Here is a 21,200-nt window from a genome sequence, read left to right on the forward strand (position 1 = left end):
AAATTTATGTATTATCTCACTTAAATATAAATTATATTATTTTTCTTTTAAATTATACCTAATAATATTATACAAATTCTATACTTTATCTAATAATTAAACTTCTACCTGGAATTCTCTTAGGTTCAATACCTTCTTTTGCAGGATATCCTATAGCTGCACATCCAATTACATCAAATCCTGATGGTATATGACACCTATCAAGCACTCTTCTTACTAAAGGTGAATTACAAGTATCTCCTAATTGATTTATCCAACAAGATCCTAATCCTAAAGAAGTTGCTGCTAAAAATATATTTTCTAGACCCGCTGAACCATCTGTATAAAAATACTTATAATCCTTATTTGCTGTAACTATTATAAGAGTAGGTGCATTATAATAAAAATTATAATCTTCATTTGAGCCTCTTGCATCTCCTCTTTCTTTAAATACCCTTTTCACCTCTTTATTTAATTCCTGTAAAATCTCCTTATTTTGAATGGCTGTATAATAACAACCCTGCTTATTCATGCCACTTGGACCACATAATGCACATTCTATTATTTCATTTAAAATATCGGTACCTATTTGTTCATCCTTATAAGCTCTACAACTTCTTCGTGATTTAATATTTTTAATAACTTCATTCATCTAAATTTCCTCCAAAATTTACTTTCTATATAATTTATATAAATAAAAAAACACTATTATTCTTAAATAAAAATTCTATATTTCACTGTTTGATTATTCTATCTTTTGTAACATTAAATTATAAAGTAAATTTTTCATCTAACTCAGCAATTCTATTATTTTATTTTCATTTTCACTTACCCACTTACACAACGTAATTGCCTTAATAATTTGTTCCTTAAGTATTTCCGTTGCCGTCATAAAACTATTGCTAATACCTTCATTATATCTAACAAGAAAATGTACAATTACATCTAATCTTCTAAGCATAATAAGACTTGGAACTACTTTTATTTCATCTATTGTTAAATTGATATTATTTTTATATCCATCAATAAATCTTTTTATACAACTTAATTTAAACTCATCATTATTTCTATTTGCAATAGCTTCTGATAAGCATATAGCTAAATCCATAGCTCTTAAATCTCTAGCAACAAATTCAAAATCTAATACTGCTGAAATATTATTATTCTCATCCTCTAATACGTTAGAAGCATTAATATCACCATGAATTAATTGATGTGGTAAATTCCTTAAATGTGGTATACATTCCTTAAATCTTATAAAATATCTACTTAAATCAACTAATTTATTTTTTTCCTCACTAAACTCCTTAGGTGGATTAAGACAAAATTCTATAACTTTCTTTAATGGACATTTAGGATAAGACTTTTCCAACTCATAGCATGGAAAATATATAGGTTTCTCTTTAATATTAACTTCACCTAACTCTCTTGTTATTTCACCAACAACACTTCCTAAATTATAAAATTGCTCTATATTTTCTAATATAGGATTATTTCCTTTAATCATTTTGGTCATTGATACTAATTTACCGTCAGAACTTACACCTATTGTACTCCCATTTAAACTCATTTTAGGCTTAGGTATATTGAAAGTTAAGCTTCTCTCACCTAAAGCTTTTAAAACTGCATGTTCATAATTAACTTTTTTATTATCATTATGACTCTCATATATTCTTAAAATAAATTCTTCATTATCTACAACTAAAAATTTAGTGGTATTATTCATACCACTAGATCCACTTTTTACATAATAATTATTACTTTCAAAGTATTGCTTAACTATATTATCAATATATAATCTCTCCATTTAACTCTCCCTTGTATATATTATACTATACCTCATAATCCATACACATTCTATTACATGTAACACTTCTAACAAATGTTGCTACTTTAACATGCTCTTCATGCACTTGATAATTATTTAATGCTTCCACACTTTCAAAAGTACTATTTAACATTATTTCAGCATTACTTCCTGCTACTGGTTTAGTTATAACTTCAATTTCAATAATTCCTGATATTTTATCTTTTAATGCTTCAAGACCATTTTTTATTTTTAGCTTATCCTCTTCACTACCTTTACCTTCTTGAAAATTCCATAAAATAATATGTTTAATCATGTTATACATCTCCCTTTAAATTAATTTATACTTTAATTATATCAAATATTTAATAGCTTTCTTTTATTCCATATATTTTTAATATAAAAACATACTCTTATATATTTAAAACTTCATTCATACTGCCACTTCTAAACCCTTCTAAATCTATAGTTATATAGGTAAAACCTATTTTTTTAAACTCTTCTATAATCTCTTTAGATATAGTTATAATTTTATGAATTTCATCATTAGGTACTTCTATTTTTGCAAGGTTATCATAATATCTTACTCTAAATTGTTTAAATCCCTTACTAAATAAAACCTCTTCAGCTAGTTCAACCTTTTTTAATTTCTCCTTAGTAATTATAGAACCATATGGTATTCTTGACGCTAAACATGCCATAGATGGCTTGTTCCAAACCTTTAACCCCATTTCCTTACATAACTCTCTTATTTCACTTTTAGTAAGATTAGCTTCCTTTAATGGACTAATTATTCCAAGCTCCTTTATAGCCCTCATCCCTGGTCTATAATCTGAATCATCATCAACATTACTTCCATCTAATACTACATCATAACCTTCACTCTTTGCTATTTCCTTTATTTTTGTAAATATTGACTTCTTACAAAAATAGCACCTTTCCTTGTTATTTAATACAAACTCTGGAATACTATATTCATCTGCTTCTATTAAGATATGTTTTGCTTCTATTGATTTACAAAAATTTACACTCTCATTTTTTTCCCTTTCTGGATTCATTGATGATAATGCTGTAACTGCTAATACATTATCTCCTAATACCTTCTTAGCTACACTTAATAAAAAAGTACTATCTACTCCTCCTGAAAATCCTATACATACCTTCCCCTTATCTTTCAAAAACTTAACTAACTTGTTATATTTATCACTCATAACTTCTCCTTAATAAATAAATTTATTTTATACCACTTTTATTTTACATATATAGCAATTAATAATCTATTATTTTCCAAACAAAAAAAGATTTTTGTAATATAACAAAAATCTTTTTTCTTAATATGCAATTACATTTTTGTTTTCCAATATGCATCTGCTTCTGATTCAAGTTTTTTAAGCCTAGTATAATAATCCGGGAACTCTAAAAGATGTGCATATGCAATTTTCCCTGTTAATATTGGATCATTGTTAGTCACATTAGTCTTAGAAAACTTAGTACCATGCTCAAGTTCAACATTTACCCCCATAGTAAATTGATTTAAATCAAATTTTTCCTTAGTAAAATCAATTCCTATATCCTTTGCTATCTTTGCGGCTTCTTCAGTACTAAAAGATATCCTATTACTTTCACCTCTTAATTTTACTATATACCATTGATTAAACTTCATTTTTAAACTCTAAACTTTATTAATTATATACCATATTATGCACTTATATATATAATTGTATCAAATCCTTTAGACCAATTAAAATTAAACTAAAATAAGACCATTATAAAATTTCTCTTATAATGGTCTTATCTTTATTTATATTATTCAGTTACCTTAACTTCTATTGATTCTGATAAATAATTTCCATCCTCATCTATAACGTCTACCCAAATTACATATGTGTCTGCAATTTCTGGAGTCCAGCTTGTTATATTAGAAGTTTCAAAATCATGTAGTGTTGTCCATGTATTTTCAAAATCATGAACTGCTACTCTATACTTAATATTATTTGCTCCTAAAGCTATAGTTGTTATATCAACTGTTTCTCCAACTTTAATATCTTCTTTACTTAATGTTACTCCACTAACTTTTAATTTACTTTCTACAACAAAGTTTTTTCCACTCATTCTTACATTTCCAGCTGAATCTCTAACTTCTACTCTAACTGAATAAGTTCCTGCTTCAGTTGGTGTCCATACCACTGAATTTTCACTTGAATATTCCTTTATAACCACGTATTCAGAATCTTTTTCATAATAGAACTTATAACTTAAATTTCCTATACCACCTGTTGCTTCAGCAGATAATACAACCTCTTCAGATACTACACATGAGTCTTTATCAATCTTAATTTGGCTTAAAGTTATATCACTAACTCTTTCCGATACAACAAATTCTATAGTTTTATATTCAGTAGCATCTTCTGAATCTTTAACTATTACCTTAACTTCATAAGTTCCAGCTACTGTTGGAGTCCATTTTACAGAATTACTACTGCTAAAATTACTAATAACTTTTTCATTTCCAGTAGATATATTTTTAGCTACAAACTTATATTGTAATGCTCCAGCTCCTCCATTTGCATCTGCAGTTAAAGTTATTGTAGTATCTGCAATTTGTGGAGATGTCTTATTTGTTGTAAATGAATTTATTTCTATAGGCTCCGTAGGAATAATCTCTTCTTCTAATGTCCATCTTCCATCTGCATAAGTTCCTATATTACCTGCTGGTAATACAAATCCTGGTTGTTGAGCTGCTGGTATTTGATTATTTCCATTGTTGAATATTACTTGAGTATTGTCTCCCCATCCTTCTGGTAATGTATAACTATATACTCCATTACCTTCATTTGTCATTGCTGCTCCTGGCCATGCAGCTAGTTCTTTTACTGTGCTTCCACTTTCATCATATACATAAATATTTGCAGATGACCATCCACTTGGTAACTTAATCTTTGCAACTGATGTAGTTACAATTGGTTTAGCAACTTTTTTATATGTGTAAGTTTTTGTTACTGTCTTTCCTTCTGAATTTTCACCTACTAATGTTAACTTAACAGTTTCTCCAACAGCTATATCTGAACCTAAAGTTATAGATTGTCCATTAGTATAAGTTTTTGCTGCTCCTCCATTTATTGAATAAGTTGCTTTAGCTGTATTTTCAGCATTTAATGTTACTTGTAATGAATTAATAAATTCAGTTCCTGATACTACTGAACTAGAAACTACTGGTTCCTTAACTACTACCCCTGCGTTCTTCCAAGTACCATTTTCATAAATCATTGTGCTACCTGTTGGTAATACAAAACCTGGCTCTTGAGCTGCTGGTATTTGATTATTTCCATTGTTGAATATTACTTGAGTATTGTCTCCCCATCCTTCTGGTAATGTATAACTATATACTCCATTACCTTCATTTGTCATTGCTGCTCCTGGCCATGCAGCTAGTTCTTTTACTGTGCTTCCACTTTCATCATATACATAAATATTTGCAGATGACCATCCACTTGGTAACTTAATTTTTGCAGTAGCATTTAATACTTTATCTACTTTTTCATACTTATAAGTTGCAGTTGTACTCTTTCCTTCTTCATCATTACCAACTAAAGTTAATGTGATAATGTCCCCAATCTTTGCATCTTTACCTAAAGTTATAGATTGTCCATTAGTGTAAGTTTTTGCTGCTCCACCATCTATTGAATAAGTTGCTTTAGTTGTATTTTGAGCAGTTAATGTTACATTTATAGAATCAACAAACTTTGTTCCTGTTTCAACTGAACTTGAAACTGTTGGTTCTTTAACAACATCTTTTAAAATTATTGTTGCAATAGTTCTGTTACCAATATTACCAGTTAATTTACCGTTAGATACTGTAAATGTATTTCCTGATACTGTATCTTTGTATTGTCCATTTGGTAATTTAGTATCACAGTTAACATTTGTTGAACCTCCAACGTTAACTATCATTACACCACTAGTTCCTCTTTCAGTAATAAATAAATTATTACCTTGAGTTCTAACATATTCATTTTCTCCTGCCATTGCATTTCTAAAATTATTAGCAGCAACTACTATAGGATCTTTCCACATATTGTCTCCAGCACTACCTATACTTCCTGCTAAATATCCACCTGCTGTTCTATTAAAGAATAAAGGAGTTGAATCTGCTCTACCTGCAATTATTGCCCATCCTAATTTTATTTGTTCATTAGTTAAAGCAACAGTTTCCTTATGATCATTTGCATAAGTATCATGTGATTCTACCCATGTTACTAAATTAGAAGGATTAGCACTTATAGGATAAGTTTTTGCATTATTTACATTTGCACTTCCATGATATCCAACAGCACTTCTTACAGAACCACCATACCAATCAACTGTAGTTGCCATATATTGATGATATCCAGTAATATTATCTGCTCCACCTTGTAATACTTCACCATAGATAAATAAATCGTCTCTATCTAAAGAACCTAAAACTCTTGGCCAGAAATCACTTCCTGCTGGATCACTTGGTAATTCAATATGCTTAGCAGCATCAAATCTAAATCCATCTGCTCCACAAGCAATAGCATCATTTAAAAAGTCGATAATCATATCTTGTAATTGCCTATTTGCTGTATTTAAATCAGGAAGACCAATTCCCCATTGAGTTACTTGCCATCTATTATTCCAGTCATCTACCCCTCTATGATCATGCCAAAAACTTTCATTATTTTTTATAGAAGGATCAACACTGTTATGTGGATAATAAGCATCAGCTCCGTCACCTCTATTACCAGTATGATTTGCAACAACGTCAACAATTATATCAATATCATATTTTTCTGCTTCTTCACACATACTCTTAAATTGATCTCTACTACCTAATTGAGTATTACCAATTTTAAAGTTAATTGGTTGATATAATATCCACCATTTAGAATTATCAGTATAAGGATCTTTATTAGCTTGAATCGGTGATGTTTGAACAGCCTTATATCCAGCAGCTTTAATTTCAGGTAACCTTGATTTTATTGTATCAAAAGACCAATTCCATGCATGTAAAATTGCTCCATCATCTATTTCGTTAACTGAAGCTTTTTTACTCGCTGCATTAACTGTTAATAATCCAGTGACATTATTAAATACTAAGCTTAAAGCTAATGTAGATGCTGTTAAAAGGCTAATAATTTTATTTCTATTTTTCATTTTTTTCCCCCCATATTTTATATTCCCAATACATAATAATTATTTATCTTATTCTACAATGTATTCTATATACTTTGATGTTTTTGTATTAGAATCCTTAGCATCAATCCATATCTTATATTTTCCTGCTTTACTTGGAGTCCATGAGATTACATTATTTGAATCATATTTACTTACATTTTTCCAACCCTCTGTTATTTCATGAACAGATAATGCATATACAGCCTCCTCTGAGCCTTTAGCTGTTACTGTAATTTCAACTACTTGACCTACAGTACCTACCTCTTTGTTAGCTTTTATACCCTCTATCTCCAAAGTTTCTAATACCTTTTCTGTAATTTCATAATTTAAAGTCTTTGTACTAGTAGTTCCTTTAGAGTCTTTAACTGTAACTTTTATTGTGTAATTACCAGGTTCTTTAGGAGTCCATTTAAAATCCTTTGATGTAGAGAAATCTCTCACTACTTCTGAATTTATTTCATACTTGTAAGTTAAATCTCCTTCACCACCAGAAGCTTTTGTAGTTAAAGTTATTGATGTTCCTTCAACTTGTGGAGATTCTTTTGAAGTAGTTATACCATCAATTTTAATAGGAGTTATAACCGGACCATCACCTTTACCTTTACCTATACGAGCTAATGAAGTAGTGATAACATCATAATCTTCCTTTTCTGCTGAAGTAGATTCATCTGGTCCATACGCTTCTGTAGCAACATCTAGCATTGATGGATCATATGGTATTGATGTAGTACCTGATTGACCAAATGTTGAGATATGCATAACTCCAATACCATTGTTTTCAATATACTCCCTATTAATTCCTAATGACTCTAGTGGAATTGTCATAGAGTACATAGTATCTTGTTTTGTATCATGCCCTTTTTCTAGCATATCAACCCAATTTGAAGAATTACTAAATAAATCTTCTGGAGTATATCCAGCCCATCCATTACTATTAATTCCCATTATTGAATCACCTAAGAATCCATCTTTATATTTAAACGATACTCCTGCATCCTTAAATCCAACGGCAGTATCATAACTAAAACAAGAATCATCATCTACCTTAAATATAGCTGGTTGACCTACTCCTGGTTTACTTGAAAAATACATTAACGTATCTACAGGTGTTTCATAGTTTACTCTAATTCCCCAAACATTATCATCATAGTTCACTGTGCCTGTTTTAGGATCTGTGCTCTTTATAGTTCCATCTCCACTTTTATTAGGATCTATACTAAATGCTAGTATTTGTGGAATATCTCCATTCCAAGGCTTACCATTATCGCTTATTGGATAACCTTGAGCAGGATCTACTACATCTGTAACATTTACAAATTGCCACATTAAATATAAATTATCATCATCCCATGCTCCATATAGTGCATATGTGTCATAAACTGGGCCTTCATGACTTCCTCTAAATATACGAGCATCATCATTAGCTACACCTTGAGCTATTATCATATCTTCTGACCAATCACTAAAGTCATTTATAGTTTTGTATTGTCCAAAGCCATTAGGATTAGTTGCATACTTACTATCTGTAGTTGATTTTAAATTTAAAGTTGTCATAAACTTACTTAAATGATCATTTTCTTGTGCTAAGGCATTAGTTGCTCCATAAAGCATTGTAGTTCCTAATACTGTAGCGGCAGCTATACTGAAATATCTTTTATAAATAGATTTCATAATATCCTCCTACTTATGCTATTTCTTTATATTAATAGATATACATTTATACTCTTTATTACCATCTTCATCTTTAACGTCAACCCAAATCTTATAAACTCCATCCTCTTCTGGAGTCCAATCAATTTCTTTTTCACTAGTATATTTTGAAGTTAATGCTCTCCATCCCTCCTTAATTTCATGTACAGAAACCTTATATTGAAGTGTTCCACTTCCTAATGCATCTGTTGTTATTGTTATTGGCTCTCCAACCTTTCCTTCAACCTCACTTGTAGTAACTGAATTTATAACAAGATTTATTTTTTCAATTAAATACGTTTTTGTTGAAGTTACCTCTTTTCCACTTTCATCCTTAACAGTTACAATTACAGTATAAGAACCGATTTCAGTTGGAACCCATGTAACGCTATTATTAGTAGTATAATCACTTATAAATGTTGAAGTTCCTTCCTTGTTAACTTCAAATTTATATTGTAACTCACCTTTTCCTGTTGCATTAGCTATAATTTTTATATCTTCATTTATAAACTGTGGAGAATTCTTATCAAAAGATATACTACTTATAGTTGGCCCATCTGGATTTGATTTATACCAAATCCCATCTTTATACCACATTTCACCATTAACTTGAAAACCTGGTTGATTTTGTCCTGGATTTTGACTTGCACCTGCATTACTAAATATTACTTGTGAATTTAACCATCCAACTTGATTATAACTATACCAACCATTACCTTCATCTTCCATTTTTACACCTGGCCATGCTGCTACTTCTTTTGATTCACCATCACTTTCATCATACATATAAACATACGGGTTACTCCAACCTTCTGAGTTATAATAATGAACTTTTACTCTCTTTTTTAATGGATCCATTTTAGTATAGGTATAAGTTAAGCTTGATTCTCCCTCTAAATTTTTTGCAGAAACAGTTACTGTTGTTGTAGTATCATAAGCTAAACCTTCACCAATAATTATTTTCTCTCCATTAGTAAACGTTTTTTCTTCTCCGCCATCAATACTATATTTACCTACTTTTGAATTAGTTACATAAAGAGCTAACTCTAAAGTATCCTCATAATATTCACAACCTTGTACACTAATACCTACATCTGGTGATTTATCACCTTTTTCAATTAATATTACTCCATTTTCTCCTGCAGTAAATGTTGCCTTTCCATTTTGAACTGTAGTAATAACTCCTGTATATGCATCTCTTACCTTGCTACCATCATTAAATACTTTTGATACATCTACATCTATAGTTCCTGTTGCTCCAATAACACAAACTACTTTATCGCTATTTCCATCCTTATTATATATTCTACCGAATGTATAAGGTGAATCAGCAATGTCTATATGCTCTCCGGCACCTACTGATAAATGATTATTTCTAAATTGTCCAAGTTTTTGCCAATGAGATAATGTTTTTGAGGCTTGGCTATTTGGATTTTCTAAGTCATCCCAGTTCATTGATGTACGATACATTTGATCTTTATATTCTCCTCTTGTAAAGAAGTCTTTCCATCCCACAGGTCTTGCTGTTTCATCTCCGTAGAATATTTGTACCGCACCTGGAGCTAATAATAATGATGTTCCTCCATCTATTAAACTATTTCTATCATGTAGTAAATCATCATGTGATGAAATATAACTTAATACATTAAAATTATCATCTTTATTTACAGCTTTTAATGAATTATATTTTGCTTTTATATTTGAAGTTGAAGCTCCTTTAAATGAGAAGTTTATAATAGAGTTAAATCCTCCACTTGTAAAGAATGCAGACTTAGTTACTCCATGTCCCCATGACTCTCCTGTTGTCCAAAAATCAGCATCTTGATCCAATACTTTATCTGGATTATTTGCTTTATATTCTTCAAATGCTATATCTGCTTCTTCATTTAATGCTGCCCAGCCTTCCATTTCAACATGATTTACTGTATCACATCTAAATCCATCAACACCAAAATCTCTAATATAGTCTGTTAACCATTTTATTACATAGTTTCTTGGAGTTCTAGGTAAATTTCTCTTTGTAAAGAATTCATTTAATTCTGCCATTTCTTCTTCATATCTACCTTCTCTTTTCCACTTCGTTTCTAATATTGCTGGTAAGTCAACTTCTTCTTTACTTTCTGTTTTTATATCAGGTAAACCTGAAAGTGGGTTTGTATATCCTCCACCATCACTATGTTTTTCATATCCTGCATATCCAGCAGAAACTCTTACAAAATCGTCTCCCCACCAATTAGTTGCCCATGTTGAATCTTCCTTGTTATACCAAGTATTTGCTTCAACTGCTCCACCATCTAAGTCTCTTAAATTTCCATAGTAATAGTCTTCCCAACCACTCTTCATAGAACCAAATCCATATTCATCAGCATCCTTCATAGTTGTATAACCAACGTGGTTTAAAACTATATCCATTACTACTCTTATTCCTTGAGAGTGTGCTGTGTCAACAAAATTTCTAAAGTCCTCTTCAGTACCCATATTTGCATCAATATTACTATAATCTAATGTCCAATATCCATGATATGAGTAATATGGAAAGCCCTCTCCATTATCTTGTCCATTTCCTCCAGCTGCATTACCTGAAGTAAATCCATGAATTTGTTCATATGGTGCCGTTATCCATATAGCATTAACTCCTAAATCTTTAAAATATCCCTCTTTTATTTTTTCTGTTAATCCTTTTAAATCCCCACCATGAAAACCTCCTGGATTATTTTCATATCCTTCTTGAACATTTCCATTTTGATCTAAACCTCTTCCATATGAATGGTCATTACTAGTATCACCATTACTAAAACGATCTGTTAAAGCAAAATAGACTGTTGCGTTGTCCCAAGAAAATTTTCTTTCTTCTTGAGAGTTTATACTCTCATCAATATTACTTGTTGTACAGTATGCTACCTGACCATTCTCATTTACATCAACCTTTAAAACGTTTTCATTTTCCTGAGAACGATTTAAATAACTGTTATTAAAAGTAGTTACTTTTATTGTAGCTCCTGTTACAAGGCTACTTGAAATAATAGTAAAAATTAATGCTCCAACTATTATTCGATTAAAATTTTTCTTTTTCAAACCTCTCCCTCCTATTTATTTTTTACCCTTATGTAACTATAATAGTTACATATTTTAATATATAACTATTTTCATTACACAACAATATATTTTCCATTTTTTGTATATTGTTACTAATTTTCATTTTATTTTTTTTTGTGAAATCTTCCAAATGTTTTTATATTTTCTTGAAAAATCTTTTAAAAAAATTATTAATTTTACTAATCTAATAAGGTTATTAATAGCTTTTAATTTATTATAATTTTATAAAGCATAAAAAAAAGACGAGTATAATTACTCGTCTTTGGTGGAAACAACAGGGATCGAACCTGTGACCCTCTGCTTGTAAGGCAGATGCTCTCCCAGCTGAGCTATGCTTCCAAATATTAATGGTGACCCCTAGGGGAATCGAACCCCTGTTACCACCGTGAAAGGGTGGTGTCTTGACCGCTTGACCAAGGGGCCATAAATAATTTCTTGTTAACTTGCTTATTAAATATAATATATATTTAATATTATGTCAATACTTTTTTAAATATAATATTTTTAATAATTAAAATAAAAGCTAATAATATATATTAATTATTATCAGCTTTTACTAATATATTAAACTATTTTTGAATAAAATATATATTTTCTCCATCACTTTTAATACTTATATCTCCACTACTTGTATAGAATGTTTTTATTTTATATTTCTCTAATAAAGAGATAAGCTTTCTATCTGAATACATAAAATATGAACAAGTTATAACTGCATAACTTGGTGAAACTGACTCTAAAAAATTTCCTACTTCATCATTATATATTCCGTGATGAGCCATTTTTAAAAAAGTATATGTTCCAGTATCCTCTTCTATAAACTCTTTCATTCTCTCATTCTCAGCATCTGCAGCAAAAAGAAATCTATATTTTCCATAATCAATTCCAACTATAATACAGTAATCATTAGATTTATCATATCTGCTCTTAATTGCTGGATATATCGTCATTTTTGCTCCATTTATATTAGTTACTATATTACTATGAATCAATATTGGTTCTATACTATTTCTCTCAATAGCTTCAATATAATTTTTATATTGAACTGTATTTTTTTCATAATCAGCCTGAACCAACTTATTAATTTTAAAATTATCTAAAATAACAGGGGCTCCTCCAATATGATCCTTATCATTATGAGTTAAAATTAGATATTCTATTTCTTCTACACCTTTAAATTTTAAAAATTCTTTTATTTTTTCACTATTTTCATAAAATCCGCAATCTATAACAACAAACTTACCTTCACTTTCTATTAAAATAAAATCTGACTTTCCTGTACTTAGTATATTTATTTCAAAAGGTAATTTTACTGTAACGTCTGCATCTACCCATCTTTTACTATCACCTTTTATCTTCAAGAAGTTTATAATACTACAAATAATCACTAAAATAACTATCACTATTTTTACTTTTACTTTTTTTATCAAATAAGTTTTCATTTATACCACTTCTTAATTTCTAAATTTTCTCTTATATTATTATATTCTTTAATGTATATAAGTTATACACTTAAAATAAAGTAACACGTTTAAAATTATGTTATTTTTTAATCATTTTCTTTTCATATACCTGACATAAATCTGACATATTAATATACTATAATAATATACATAAAGAACCACACCAACAAATTCAATAGTTTTGTAATTAGTTAATATCATTCCCTTCACAAAAGATATAGATTAGTTTCCCCTATTTCTAATCTATATCTTTTGTATTAATTTCCTTACACTACCGTTAAAATCATCATATAATTCACTTATATATTTAAATATGTTTTCATTGTATTTTTTCTTATAAACCATTAAAACCTTATATCCAATTTTAACTACAAATTCATTGTTCTTATCAATAAATTCAGTAATGTTATCATCTCTATATTGTAAATTTCTAAGATATAATTTTTGAGTCAAAAGAGTAGTATGTATTATTAAATCTCTAATATAATTATCACCTTTACTCTTATTTAAATATTCTCGACTAGTATCAACTAAATATTCATCATATTTCAACACTTTTCTTACTAATTGAATTATTCCATCCTTTAACCTATAAGGGAAAATATATTTATTAGCCAGCAAAACTATTATTACTCCCATTATTACATAAAAAATCCTATATACTAATAATTTGTTTAAATTCACTGTTAGTGAAGACATACAAATAGATGCCATAGCTGCAAATAATGAAATTTTATAATACTCCTTAAATCCATAAAGTAAATATAATGATATAACTAATATTAAAATGGTTATCCATTTTGTATGAAATAAATGTATTATTATACCCGTAAATAAAATTGCTATAATATTTCCTTTTATTCTCTCCCTGGTTTTTGTAATTGTATCTTCATAATAAGGTTGCATAATTGACATTATGGTTATAATAGCCCATATAATTTTATAGTATCCTAATAGTTCTGCTATAAATATAGAAAATGTTAGAGTTATTGCCATTCTCATTGCAAATTTAAATCTTATAGATGAAGGAACAAAATATTCTTTAAATATTTCCTTCGGCTTATCTAAGTAAGTTCTTTCCCACTCCTTGTAAATCTTATCTGCTTCTTTATTATCTAATATTTCTGCTTCTTTAATTTCATCTACTATAGATGTTACTATAAGTAATATTTCATTAAATAGCTCGGAATCCTTTTTATACTTTTCATTTATAAATTTACTTTTATAAGTTACATCCTCCAATTTACACTTATTTGTTAAATAATTTATTATTAATTCAATTAATGATAAAAGATCTAATATTTGCTCCTTAGAAATTCTACCTTTTTCATAATACTCATATATTTTGCTTAAATATATATTTAAATATTCTATGTTTAAATATAGTTTAAACTGTATAGTGCCTAAATTAGTAGTAAGATATCTTTTATAACGTGTTATATATACTTTATATACTAAATCCATCATTATTTTAGAGCAATTTTCGGTTAATTTTTCATCAATTTTTCTCTCTATAATATTTTCAATTTGTTTTTTTATATTAAGAAATGCAGAATTGACACTATTCCCTAGTATCTCCTTTCCATTACTTCTTTTTATATATGTACCTGCTATAATAACTAATGCACCAAAAACTACAGACAATAATCTATTAGGTAATTCATAAATTGAAATATTTGCGTACTGAGTAAAAACATAAAGCATTATAAATGGTTTATAAAAAGTTGCATCATATGGTGATGTTACAATATAAACAATGAAAAATATTGCAAAAAAATCTATTATAATTCCTATCCATATATTTAAAGATGATATAAATGCTATTAATACTATAATCAAATCTAATGCCAATATTCTAATTATTCTATTGAATGGTTTTACATAAAAATTTTGTCTTCCTATAACAGTAGAAGTTAGTGCTATAGGAAATGCTAACATTACATTTTTGCTTCCAAATAATATTCCGACTCCTAACATAGTTATTACTGCAACAGTTCCATTTCTAATCATTGATGTAACATTTACATTATACTTTTTAATTAAATAATCAAACATAAAATTTTATTTTCCCCTTCTAATTGCTAATAAATTTATTCTTTGTTTTTAATAAATTTATATACTTAAGTTAGGTAGTAAAATTTTACTTATAAATTATAATTATAATTTTAAGTTAGTTATAAAAAACTTAGTAATAAACTTCTTAATCTACTACTAAGTTTTCTTTTTTAATTCCTCTATTTCTTTTTTTAACCCTTCTATTTCATTACATAACTTCTTTACACAAACCTTAAGTTCATTTATCTCCTTAAAACTTTGGGACTTATTTCCAGTTTTATTTCTTTGATTTATACTAGCATTTTTTTCGCTTTTCTCATCACTCTCACTATTTTTATCTACCACTATATTTTTTTGTGTCTCATCTGATTGACTTGTACAAAATGGATTTGCTACATTTCTATAAATACTATTATAATATCGTCCTGGCCCACCTTGATAATATTGTTGTTGTGCATTAAATACTTCAATTGCCTGCCCTACTAATTGTAACCAATTTCCTACTACATTTTGAACATTAAATGGTAAATTCCCTGCCATTACATTTCCTAGCAATTCTCCAATTACTAGTAAGAGCTGAGGCGGAATATCTTGAAACCCACCTGGAATATCACTATCTGCCCGTCTTGCCGATTCATCTGCTTCTCCTTGCCCATTACCTGGTTTACAATTGTTACACTTGGATGAACTTTGATTATTTTCACCTTTATTGCCTTCATAATTATCTTTATTAGTTGAACCTGAACAAAATTTAAATATATCTTCCCAACTATTAAAGCTATTTTGGTCCATTACTTTTCCTCTAAGAAAAACTGTTTACTATCATTTTACTCTAAAAAATAGTATTTGATACAAAGTAAAATTATTAAAATTTACATTATTAATATTGGTAACATAATGTAAATTTTACTCATATTATATTATATAAAACTTAAGAAAGGATGAAATATATGAGTAACTATGAAAAAAATGATTATGCAAAAGCATTTATTGTTCCACAAAAATATGAAAATCTTATAAATCCTACAACTTCCTTAAAGGTAGGTACTATATTTAAAGATTTATATAGACCCTATGCTAAACATGATAAAAAGTATTAGGAGGTATTGTTATGTGTGAAAATGATTTACTAAATGAAATAAAAAAATATCAATTCTATGCAGTAGAATTAAATTTATACCTTGATAACTTTCCAAATAATTCAAAAGCAACAAATGACTATAAAATAGTTTCTAAAAAGCTTGATAATTTAATAATGGATTATGAAAAAAACTTTGGTCCATTAAGAAATTTTGGTTCTGCTTACTTTGAAAATCCTGACGCCTGGGTATCATCTCCTTGGCCTTGGGAAAATTATTAAGGAGGTTTATAGTTTATGTGGTACTATGTTAAAACTTTAGAATATCCTATTAATTTAAAATGTAATGATTTAAAAATGGCTAAATTTCTTATGTCCCAATATGGTGGACCTGATGGTGAATTAAGTGCAGCTCTAAGATATTTAAACCAAAGATATACTATGCCAACTGGCAAATCAAAAGCTTTATTAACTGATATAGGTACTGAAGAAATGGCTCACGTTGAAATGATAGCTACTATGATTTATCAATTAATGTCAAATGCCTCCTTAGAAGATTTGAAAAAAGCAGATTTAGCTGGTCATTATACAGATCATGGTAGAGCATTATATTATACAGATGCACAAGGTAATCCTTGGACAGCAACTTATATTCAAGCTAAGGATGATGTTATTGCTGATCTTCATGAAGATATGGCTGCTGAACAAAAGGCTAGAGCAACTTATGAATGGCTTATCAATTTAACTGATGATCATGATATTAAAGAAATTCTTAAATTTCTAAGACAAAGAGAAATTGTTCACTTCCAAAGATTTGGTGAAGCTTTAATGGACGTACAAGATCATATTAAATGCTAACTTAATTATTTAAATTTAAAAATATAAAGAATAAGTAGATAAGATTTAAAACTTATCTACTTATTTATTTTTTATATTAAATATAATTACAATTGTTTTAAAAATCCGATCCAGCTAAGTACCCAGTTGAAAATGCCATTTGAAGATTATACCCTCCAGTTTCAGCATCAATATCTATAACTTCTCCTGCAAAATATAAGTTTTTAACTATTTTAGATTCCATCGTTGAAGAATTAATTTCTTTCACCTTAACTCCACCAGATGTAACCTGTGCAGCTTTTATTGATAAAGTTTCTCTTGCAGTAAGTTTCATTTCTTTCATATAATTTATTATCTTATTTTCATCTTCCTTCTTCAAATCACTAGCTTTAACCTCTGTTAATTCTAACATCTCAAATACTACCTTTAAAAAGTTTTGTGGAAGAACTCCCCTTAAATTATTTAATACAGTTTTATTTGGATTACTTCTTATTATCTGAGAAATTTCATCCTTAGACTTATCTTTTAAGAAATCTAAAGTTACTTCCACTTCACCTTCACTTAAAGCTTTGCTTATATATGAAGAAAGTTTCAAAACTGCTGGTCCTGATATTCCAAAATGAGTAAATAACATATCACCAAACTTTTCAATTTTTTTCTTTTTAAGCTTAGCAGAAACTACTACATCTTTCATAGCAACTCCTTGTAGTTTTTTAACAAATTCTTCTTTTATAACAAGTGGTATTAAAGCTGCATGTATTGGTGTTATTGTATGCCCATGCTTCTCTAATATTTCATACATAGCTCCATCAGATCCGGTATGGGGAAAACTCTTTCCTCCTGTTGTTATTATAACCTTATCACCTAGTATCTTTTCACCATATGATGTTATAACGCCTTTAATAGTTTCATCTTCAACTACTAGGTCACTTATCATAGTATTATATCTGACTTTTACTTTATTCTTTTCTAAATCATTTCTTAATAATTCTATAACTTCATCAGCTTTATCACTTTTTGTATATACTTTTTCATCAAGTTCAACCTTATACTCAAGTCCATTATTACTAAAGTATTCTAAAAGTGAATAGTTTGAAAATGTATATAAAGCACTATATAAAAACTTTTTATTATTTACTATTTTATCGAAAAACTCTTCTATATCTCTATTATTAGTTATGTTACAACGACCTCCACCAGTAAGTCTTAGCTTCATACCAATTTCTTTATTTCTTTCTATTAATGTAACTTCATTATTTTTTGCTGCACTAAGAGCTGCCATAATACCAGCAGGTCCTCCCCCAACAACTATAACTTTAGCCAAACTTGTCACCTCACTAAATTTCTTTTGTTTATTTACTCATTATATCATACTTCATTTTTTTATCTTATGTGAATTTTTTTAATAAACTGTTCGTTTGATTTTAATAAACCAATCAGATATAATTTATAAAATAGGTAATACATACTGCTTTAACTATCTAATTCCATTATGTAATTTTATTACATCATATTGAAATAATTTATTTAAAAAGGAGATAATTATGGGATTAAAGAAGAAAATTTCAGCATTACTTATATGTGGTGCAATTATTTTAGGAAATGTAAATATCGCTTACGCTGATGGTGCTAATGTTGTAACTTTAGGGACAAACCTATCTGCTGAACAAAAACAAATAGTCTTAGATTACTTTGGAGTAAAAGAAAATGAAGTAGTTATATTGGAGGTAAATAATCAAGAAGAAAGAAAATACCTAGAAGGTGTTGCTACAGAAGCACAACTTGGTACAAGAACTTATTCTTGTGCATATGTACAACCAACTTCTAAAGGCAATGGCCTTAATGTTAAAACTGTAAACTTAACTTATGTCACATCTTCTATGATAGCAAGTACACTTACAACATGTGGAATAACTGATGCCAATGTAATTGCAATGACACCACTATCAGGCGGAGTAAGTGGTACTGGAGCCTTGACTGGAATAATGAAAGCTTTTGAAGATGCAACAGGCGAACCACTTGATGAAACAAAAAAAGAAATTGCATCTGAAGAATTAGTTATAACTGGTGATTTAGGTGAAGATATTGGACAAGATAAAGCTACTGGTGTAATAAATGATATTAAGACAGAAATAATTAAAAATAATACTCAAGATACTATACAAATAGCTGATACAATAAATAATGTTACTAATAATTACAATGTTAATTTAACACCTGAACAGCAACAACAATTAGAAAGTCTAATGACTAAAGTTGCAGAACAAGATTATAATTATAAAGAAATGAAAGATGCTTTAAATAGTGTTAAAGATGTTGTTAATGAAAAACTTAACGAAATTGGTGAAAAAGTACCATCAAATTTAATTGATTCTATAAAAGAATGGTTTACTGGAATTGGCGATTGGTTTAGTGGTTTATTTAATAACAATGATAAAGATTTAGGTATACTAGAAACAACTAATGATGACCTTTTAGGTGACAATGTTATAGTTGATGCAACTGATAAAGATGCTATAAAATTACCTACAGCTGAAGAAACTCAAGGATTCTTTGAAAAAATTTGGAATTGGTTTACTAGTTTATTTAATACTAACTCTGATACAAATGAACCTGAGAATAATGAAAATTCTACAGAACAAGTTGACTCTCCAGCTATAGAAGGTTCTGAAAATACAGATTCAACTATACCAACTGATGATAACTTGAATACAGAAGGTACCACTGATGAAACTGTGACTAACCTAGAAGACACTACAACTTATATAGAAGATAATACAAGTAATTAATAAAATTAGAGGAGAGTATAAAGATTTGTTTTTTACACAAATCTTTATACTCTCCTTAAAACTATACTATCTAAATAAATAATATTTTAAGCTAATCTAATTACTGTTACTGTTGCTGCATTAACTGCAATATTCTTAATATCTTGAGTTAAATTAGTTAATCTTACAATATAATCTTCATCTGGAGTTATTATTACACCAAGTGAAATACTATTAGCATATACATCCCTTGAAATTGATGCTATATGCTCACTACCTGAGATAACCATACCATTAACATCTGTTAATGCAAAAATAATATCTTTACTATCTCTATATGATCCAGAGCCACATTCATTAGTTGAATAAGATACTGTATACTTAACAAAATATGATTTATTTCCATCTAATTCTATATCAGTACTATTTTCAACATGATTTATACTATTTCCTGTAATTTGATTTTCTGGGAAACTTACATGATTTGCATATGCTACCATTTGAGCATTTCCAAATTCTCTAAACATTACTCCATAGTCACCTATAGTTCCTGATGGACCAGTTGCTCCGGTTGCTCCTGTTGCCCCAGTTGCTCCGGTTGCTCCTGTTGCTCCTGTTGCTCCAGTTGCTCCTTGTGGTCCCCTTTCTCCTTGAACACCTTGAATACCTTGAACACCTTGTGGACCAGTTGCTCCTGTTGCTCCTGTTGCTCCTGTTGCTCCAGTTGCTCCTCTTGCTCCTTGTGGTCCCCTTTCTCCTTGAATACCTTGAATACCTTGAATACCTTGAACACCTTGTGCTCCTGTTGGTCCTACTGCTCCGGCTGCTCCTGTTGCTCCTTGTGCTCCTGTTGCACCTGTTGCTCCTGTTGCTCCTGTTGCACCTGTTGCTCCTGTTGCTCCTGTTGGTCCTATTGGTCCTTGTTGTCCTCTTTCACCTTGAATACCTTGTAAACCTTGAACACCTTGTGCTCCTGTTGCTCCAGTTGCTCCAGTTGCTCCTCTTGCTCCTGTTGCCCCTGTTGGCCCTGTTGCTCCTGTTGCTCCAGTTGCTCCTGTTGCTCCTTGTGGTCCTGTTGGTCCTGTTGGTCCTGTTGGTCCTTGAATACCTTGAACACCTTGAACACCTTGTGCTCCAGTTGCACCTGTTGCTCCAGTTGCTCCTCTTAATCCTTGTGGACCAGTTGCTCCTCTTAATCCTTGTGGCCCTTGTGCTCCTGTTGCTCCTGTTGC

Annotated in this window: 16 protein-coding genes, 2 tRNA genes and 1 pseudogene; 4 read left to right on the forward strand and 15 right to left on the reverse strand. The window is 29.4% G+C overall.

Annotated elements, in window-relative coordinates:
- Positions 1-85: 85 nt before the first annotated feature.
- The 13 genes from Q0G30_RS06060 to Q0G30_RS06120 all read right to left on the reverse strand — a co-directional run bounded on the left by Q0G30_RS06060 (position 86) and on the right by Q0G30_RS06120 (position 16,077).
- Entirely contained in the window at positions 86-631 is a 546-nt protein-coding gene (locus Q0G30_RS06060; protein WP_294387845.1) for a nitroreductase family protein, read from the reverse strand.
- A 138-nt stretch (positions 632-769) separates the two neighbouring features.
- The gene (locus Q0G30_RS06065) at positions 770-1,786 is read right to left on the reverse strand and encodes a phosphotransferase (RefSeq protein WP_294387848.1); all 1,017 of its coding nucleotides are present in this window, start codon (positions 1,784-1,786) and stop codon (positions 770-772) included.
- 25 nt (positions 1,787-1,811) lie between these two features.
- On the reverse strand, positions 1,812-2,102 hold the full coding sequence (locus Q0G30_RS06070) for a Dabb family protein (protein ID WP_294387851.1): 291 nt from the start codon (positions 2,100-2,102) through the stop codon (positions 1,812-1,814).
- Positions 2,103-2,199: 97 nt separating this feature from the next.
- Positions 2,200-2,997: an ATP-dependent sacrificial sulfur transferase LarE gene (larE, locus tag Q0G30_RS06075; protein WP_294387854.1), complete on the reverse strand. Its 798-nt coding sequence runs from the start codon at positions 2,995-2,997 to the stop codon at positions 2,200-2,202.
- Positions 2,998-3,128: 131 nt separating this feature from the next.
- Positions 3,129-3,449 carry a DUF5661 family protein gene (locus Q0G30_RS06080; protein WP_294387859.1) on the reverse strand — a complete coding sequence of 107 codons (321 nt, stop codon included), beginning with the start codon at positions 3,447-3,449 and terminating at the stop codon, positions 3,129-3,131.
- Between the two features lie 143 nt (positions 3,450-3,592).
- A complete protein-coding gene (locus Q0G30_RS06085; protein WP_294387861.1) occupies positions 3,593-6,961 on the reverse strand; it encodes a starch-binding protein in 3,369 nt (1,122 codons plus the stop codon).
- Between the two features lie 48 nt (positions 6,962-7,009).
- Positions 7,010-8,653, reverse strand: coding sequence for a triple tyrosine motif-containing protein (locus Q0G30_RS06090; RefSeq protein ID WP_294387864.1), 1,644 nt, complete (start codon positions 8,651-8,653; stop codon positions 7,010-7,012).
- A gap of 18 nt (positions 8,654-8,671) precedes the next feature.
- Positions 8,672-11,746, reverse strand: coding sequence for an alpha-amylase family glycosyl hydrolase (locus Q0G30_RS06095; protein WP_294387868.1), 3,075 nt, complete (start codon positions 11,744-11,746; stop codon positions 8,672-8,674).
- Positions 11,747-12,030: 284 nt separating this feature from the next.
- A tRNA-Val gene (locus tag Q0G30_RS06100) sits at positions 12,031-12,106 on the reverse strand.
- A gap of 9 nt (positions 12,107-12,115) precedes the next feature.
- Positions 12,116-12,190 (reverse strand) — tRNA-Glu (locus tag Q0G30_RS06105).
- 146 nt (positions 12,191-12,336) lie between these two features.
- On the reverse strand, positions 12,337-13,209 hold the full coding sequence (locus Q0G30_RS06110) for an MBL fold metallo-hydrolase (protein ID WP_294387871.1): 873 nt from the start codon (positions 13,207-13,209) through the stop codon (positions 12,337-12,339).
- A 264-nt stretch (positions 13,210-13,473) separates the two neighbouring features.
- The gene (locus tag Q0G30_RS06115) at positions 13,474-15,285 is read right to left on the reverse strand and encodes an FUSC family protein (RefSeq protein ID WP_294387874.1); all 1,812 of its coding nucleotides are present in this window, start codon (positions 15,283-15,285) and stop codon (positions 13,474-13,476) included.
- 156 nt (positions 15,286-15,441) lie between these two features.
- Positions 15,442-16,077: a hypothetical protein gene (locus tag Q0G30_RS06120; protein ID WP_294387876.1), complete on the reverse strand. Its 636-nt coding sequence runs from the start codon at positions 16,075-16,077 to the stop codon at positions 15,442-15,444.
- 158 nt (positions 16,078-16,235) lie between these two features.
- Between Q0G30_RS06120 and Q0G30_RS06125 the strand changes: the two genes are divergently transcribed.
- The 3 genes from Q0G30_RS06125 to Q0G30_RS06135 are packed head-to-tail and all read left to right on the forward strand — an operon-like array spanning position 16,236 to position 17,221.
- Positions 16,236-16,385: a spore coat associated protein CotJA gene (locus tag Q0G30_RS06125; protein ID WP_294387877.1), complete on the forward strand. Its 150-nt coding sequence runs from the start codon at positions 16,236-16,238 to the stop codon at positions 16,383-16,385.
- 11 nt (positions 16,386-16,396) lie between these two features.
- Entirely contained in the window at positions 16,397-16,645 is a 249-nt protein-coding gene (locus tag Q0G30_RS06130) for a spore coat protein CotJB (protein WP_294387879.1), read from the forward strand.
- A 15-nt stretch (positions 16,646-16,660) separates the two neighbouring features.
- Positions 16,661-17,221 carry a manganese catalase family protein gene (locus Q0G30_RS06135; RefSeq protein WP_294387881.1) on the forward strand — a complete coding sequence of 187 codons (561 nt, stop codon included), beginning with the start codon at positions 16,661-16,663 and terminating at the stop codon, positions 17,219-17,221.
- 97 nt (positions 17,222-17,318) lie between these two features.
- On the opposite strand, the gene Q0G30_RS06140 is transcribed toward Q0G30_RS06135, so the two are convergent.
- Complete coding sequence (locus Q0G30_RS06140; protein ID WP_294387883.1) at positions 17,319-18,524, reverse strand: NAD(P)/FAD-dependent oxidoreductase; 1,206 nt, start codon at positions 18,522-18,524, stop codon at positions 17,319-17,321.
- A 220-nt stretch (positions 18,525-18,744) separates the two neighbouring features.
- Here Q0G30_RS06140 and Q0G30_RS06145 point away from each other — a divergent pair, with 220 nt between their 5' ends.
- Positions 18,745-19,989 carry a DUF1002 domain-containing protein gene (locus tag Q0G30_RS06145; protein WP_294387886.1) on the forward strand — a complete coding sequence of 415 codons (1,245 nt, stop codon included), beginning with the start codon at positions 18,745-18,747 and terminating at the stop codon, positions 19,987-19,989.
- Positions 19,990-20,075: 86 nt separating this feature from the next.
- Here the strand turns inward: Q0G30_RS06145 and Q0G30_RS06150 are convergent.
- Positions 20,076-21,200 (reverse strand): annotated as a pseudogene (locus Q0G30_RS06150) (collagen-like protein); the annotation flags it as partial.

The sequence above is a fragment of the uncultured Clostridium sp. genome, from assembly GCF_934754925.1.
Lineage (GTDB): Bacteria > Bacillota > Clostridia > Clostridiales > Clostridiaceae > Clostridium.

Excerpts from the sequence above, each read along its gene's own strand:
- Q0G30_RS06060 (WP_294387845.1), bottom strand. The coding sequence starts at position 631 with ATGAATGAAGTTATTAAAAATATTAAATCACGAAGAAGTTGTAGAGCT.
- Q0G30_RS06065 (WP_294387848.1), bottom strand. The coding sequence starts at position 1,786 with ATGGAGAGATTATATATTGATAATATAGTTAAGCAATACTTTGAAAGT.
- Q0G30_RS06070 (WP_294387851.1), bottom strand. The coding sequence starts at position 2,102 with ATGATTAAACATATTATTTTATGGAATTTTCAAGAAGGTAAAGGTAGT.
- larE (WP_294387854.1), bottom strand. The coding sequence starts at position 2,997 with ATGAGTGATAAATATAACAAGTTAGTTAAGTTTTTGAAAGATAAGGGG.
- Q0G30_RS06080 (WP_294387859.1), bottom strand. The coding sequence starts at position 3,449 with ATGAAGTTTAATCAATGGTATATAGTAAAATTAAGAGGTGAAAGTAAT.
- Q0G30_RS06085 (WP_294387861.1), bottom strand. The coding sequence starts at position 6,961 with ATGAAAAATAGAAATAAAATTATTAGCCTTTTAACAGCATCTACATTA.
- Q0G30_RS06090 (WP_294387864.1), bottom strand. The coding sequence starts at position 8,653 with ATGAAATCTATTTATAAAAGATATTTCAGTATAGCTGCCGCTACAGTA.
- Q0G30_RS06110 (WP_294387871.1), bottom strand. The coding sequence starts at position 13,209 with ATGAAAACTTATTTGATAAAAAAAGTAAAAGTAAAAATAGTGATAGTT.
- Q0G30_RS06115 (WP_294387874.1), bottom strand. The coding sequence starts at position 15,285 with ATGTTTGATTATTTAATTAAAAAGTATAATGTAAATGTTACATCAATG.
- Q0G30_RS06120 (WP_294387876.1), bottom strand. The coding sequence starts at position 16,077 with ATGGACCAAAATAGCTTTAATAGTTGGGAAGATATATTTAAATTTTGT.
- Q0G30_RS06125 (WP_294387877.1), top strand. The coding sequence starts at position 16,236 with ATGAGTAACTATGAAAAAAATGATTATGCAAAAGCATTTATTGTTCCA.
- Q0G30_RS06130 (WP_294387879.1), top strand. The coding sequence starts at position 16,397 with ATGTGTGAAAATGATTTACTAAATGAAATAAAAAAATATCAATTCTAT.
- Q0G30_RS06135 (WP_294387881.1), top strand. The coding sequence starts at position 16,661 with ATGTGGTACTATGTTAAAACTTTAGAATATCCTATTAATTTAAAATGT.
- Q0G30_RS06145 (WP_294387886.1), top strand. The coding sequence starts at position 18,745 with ATGGGATTAAAGAAGAAAATTTCAGCATTACTTATATGTGGTGCAATT.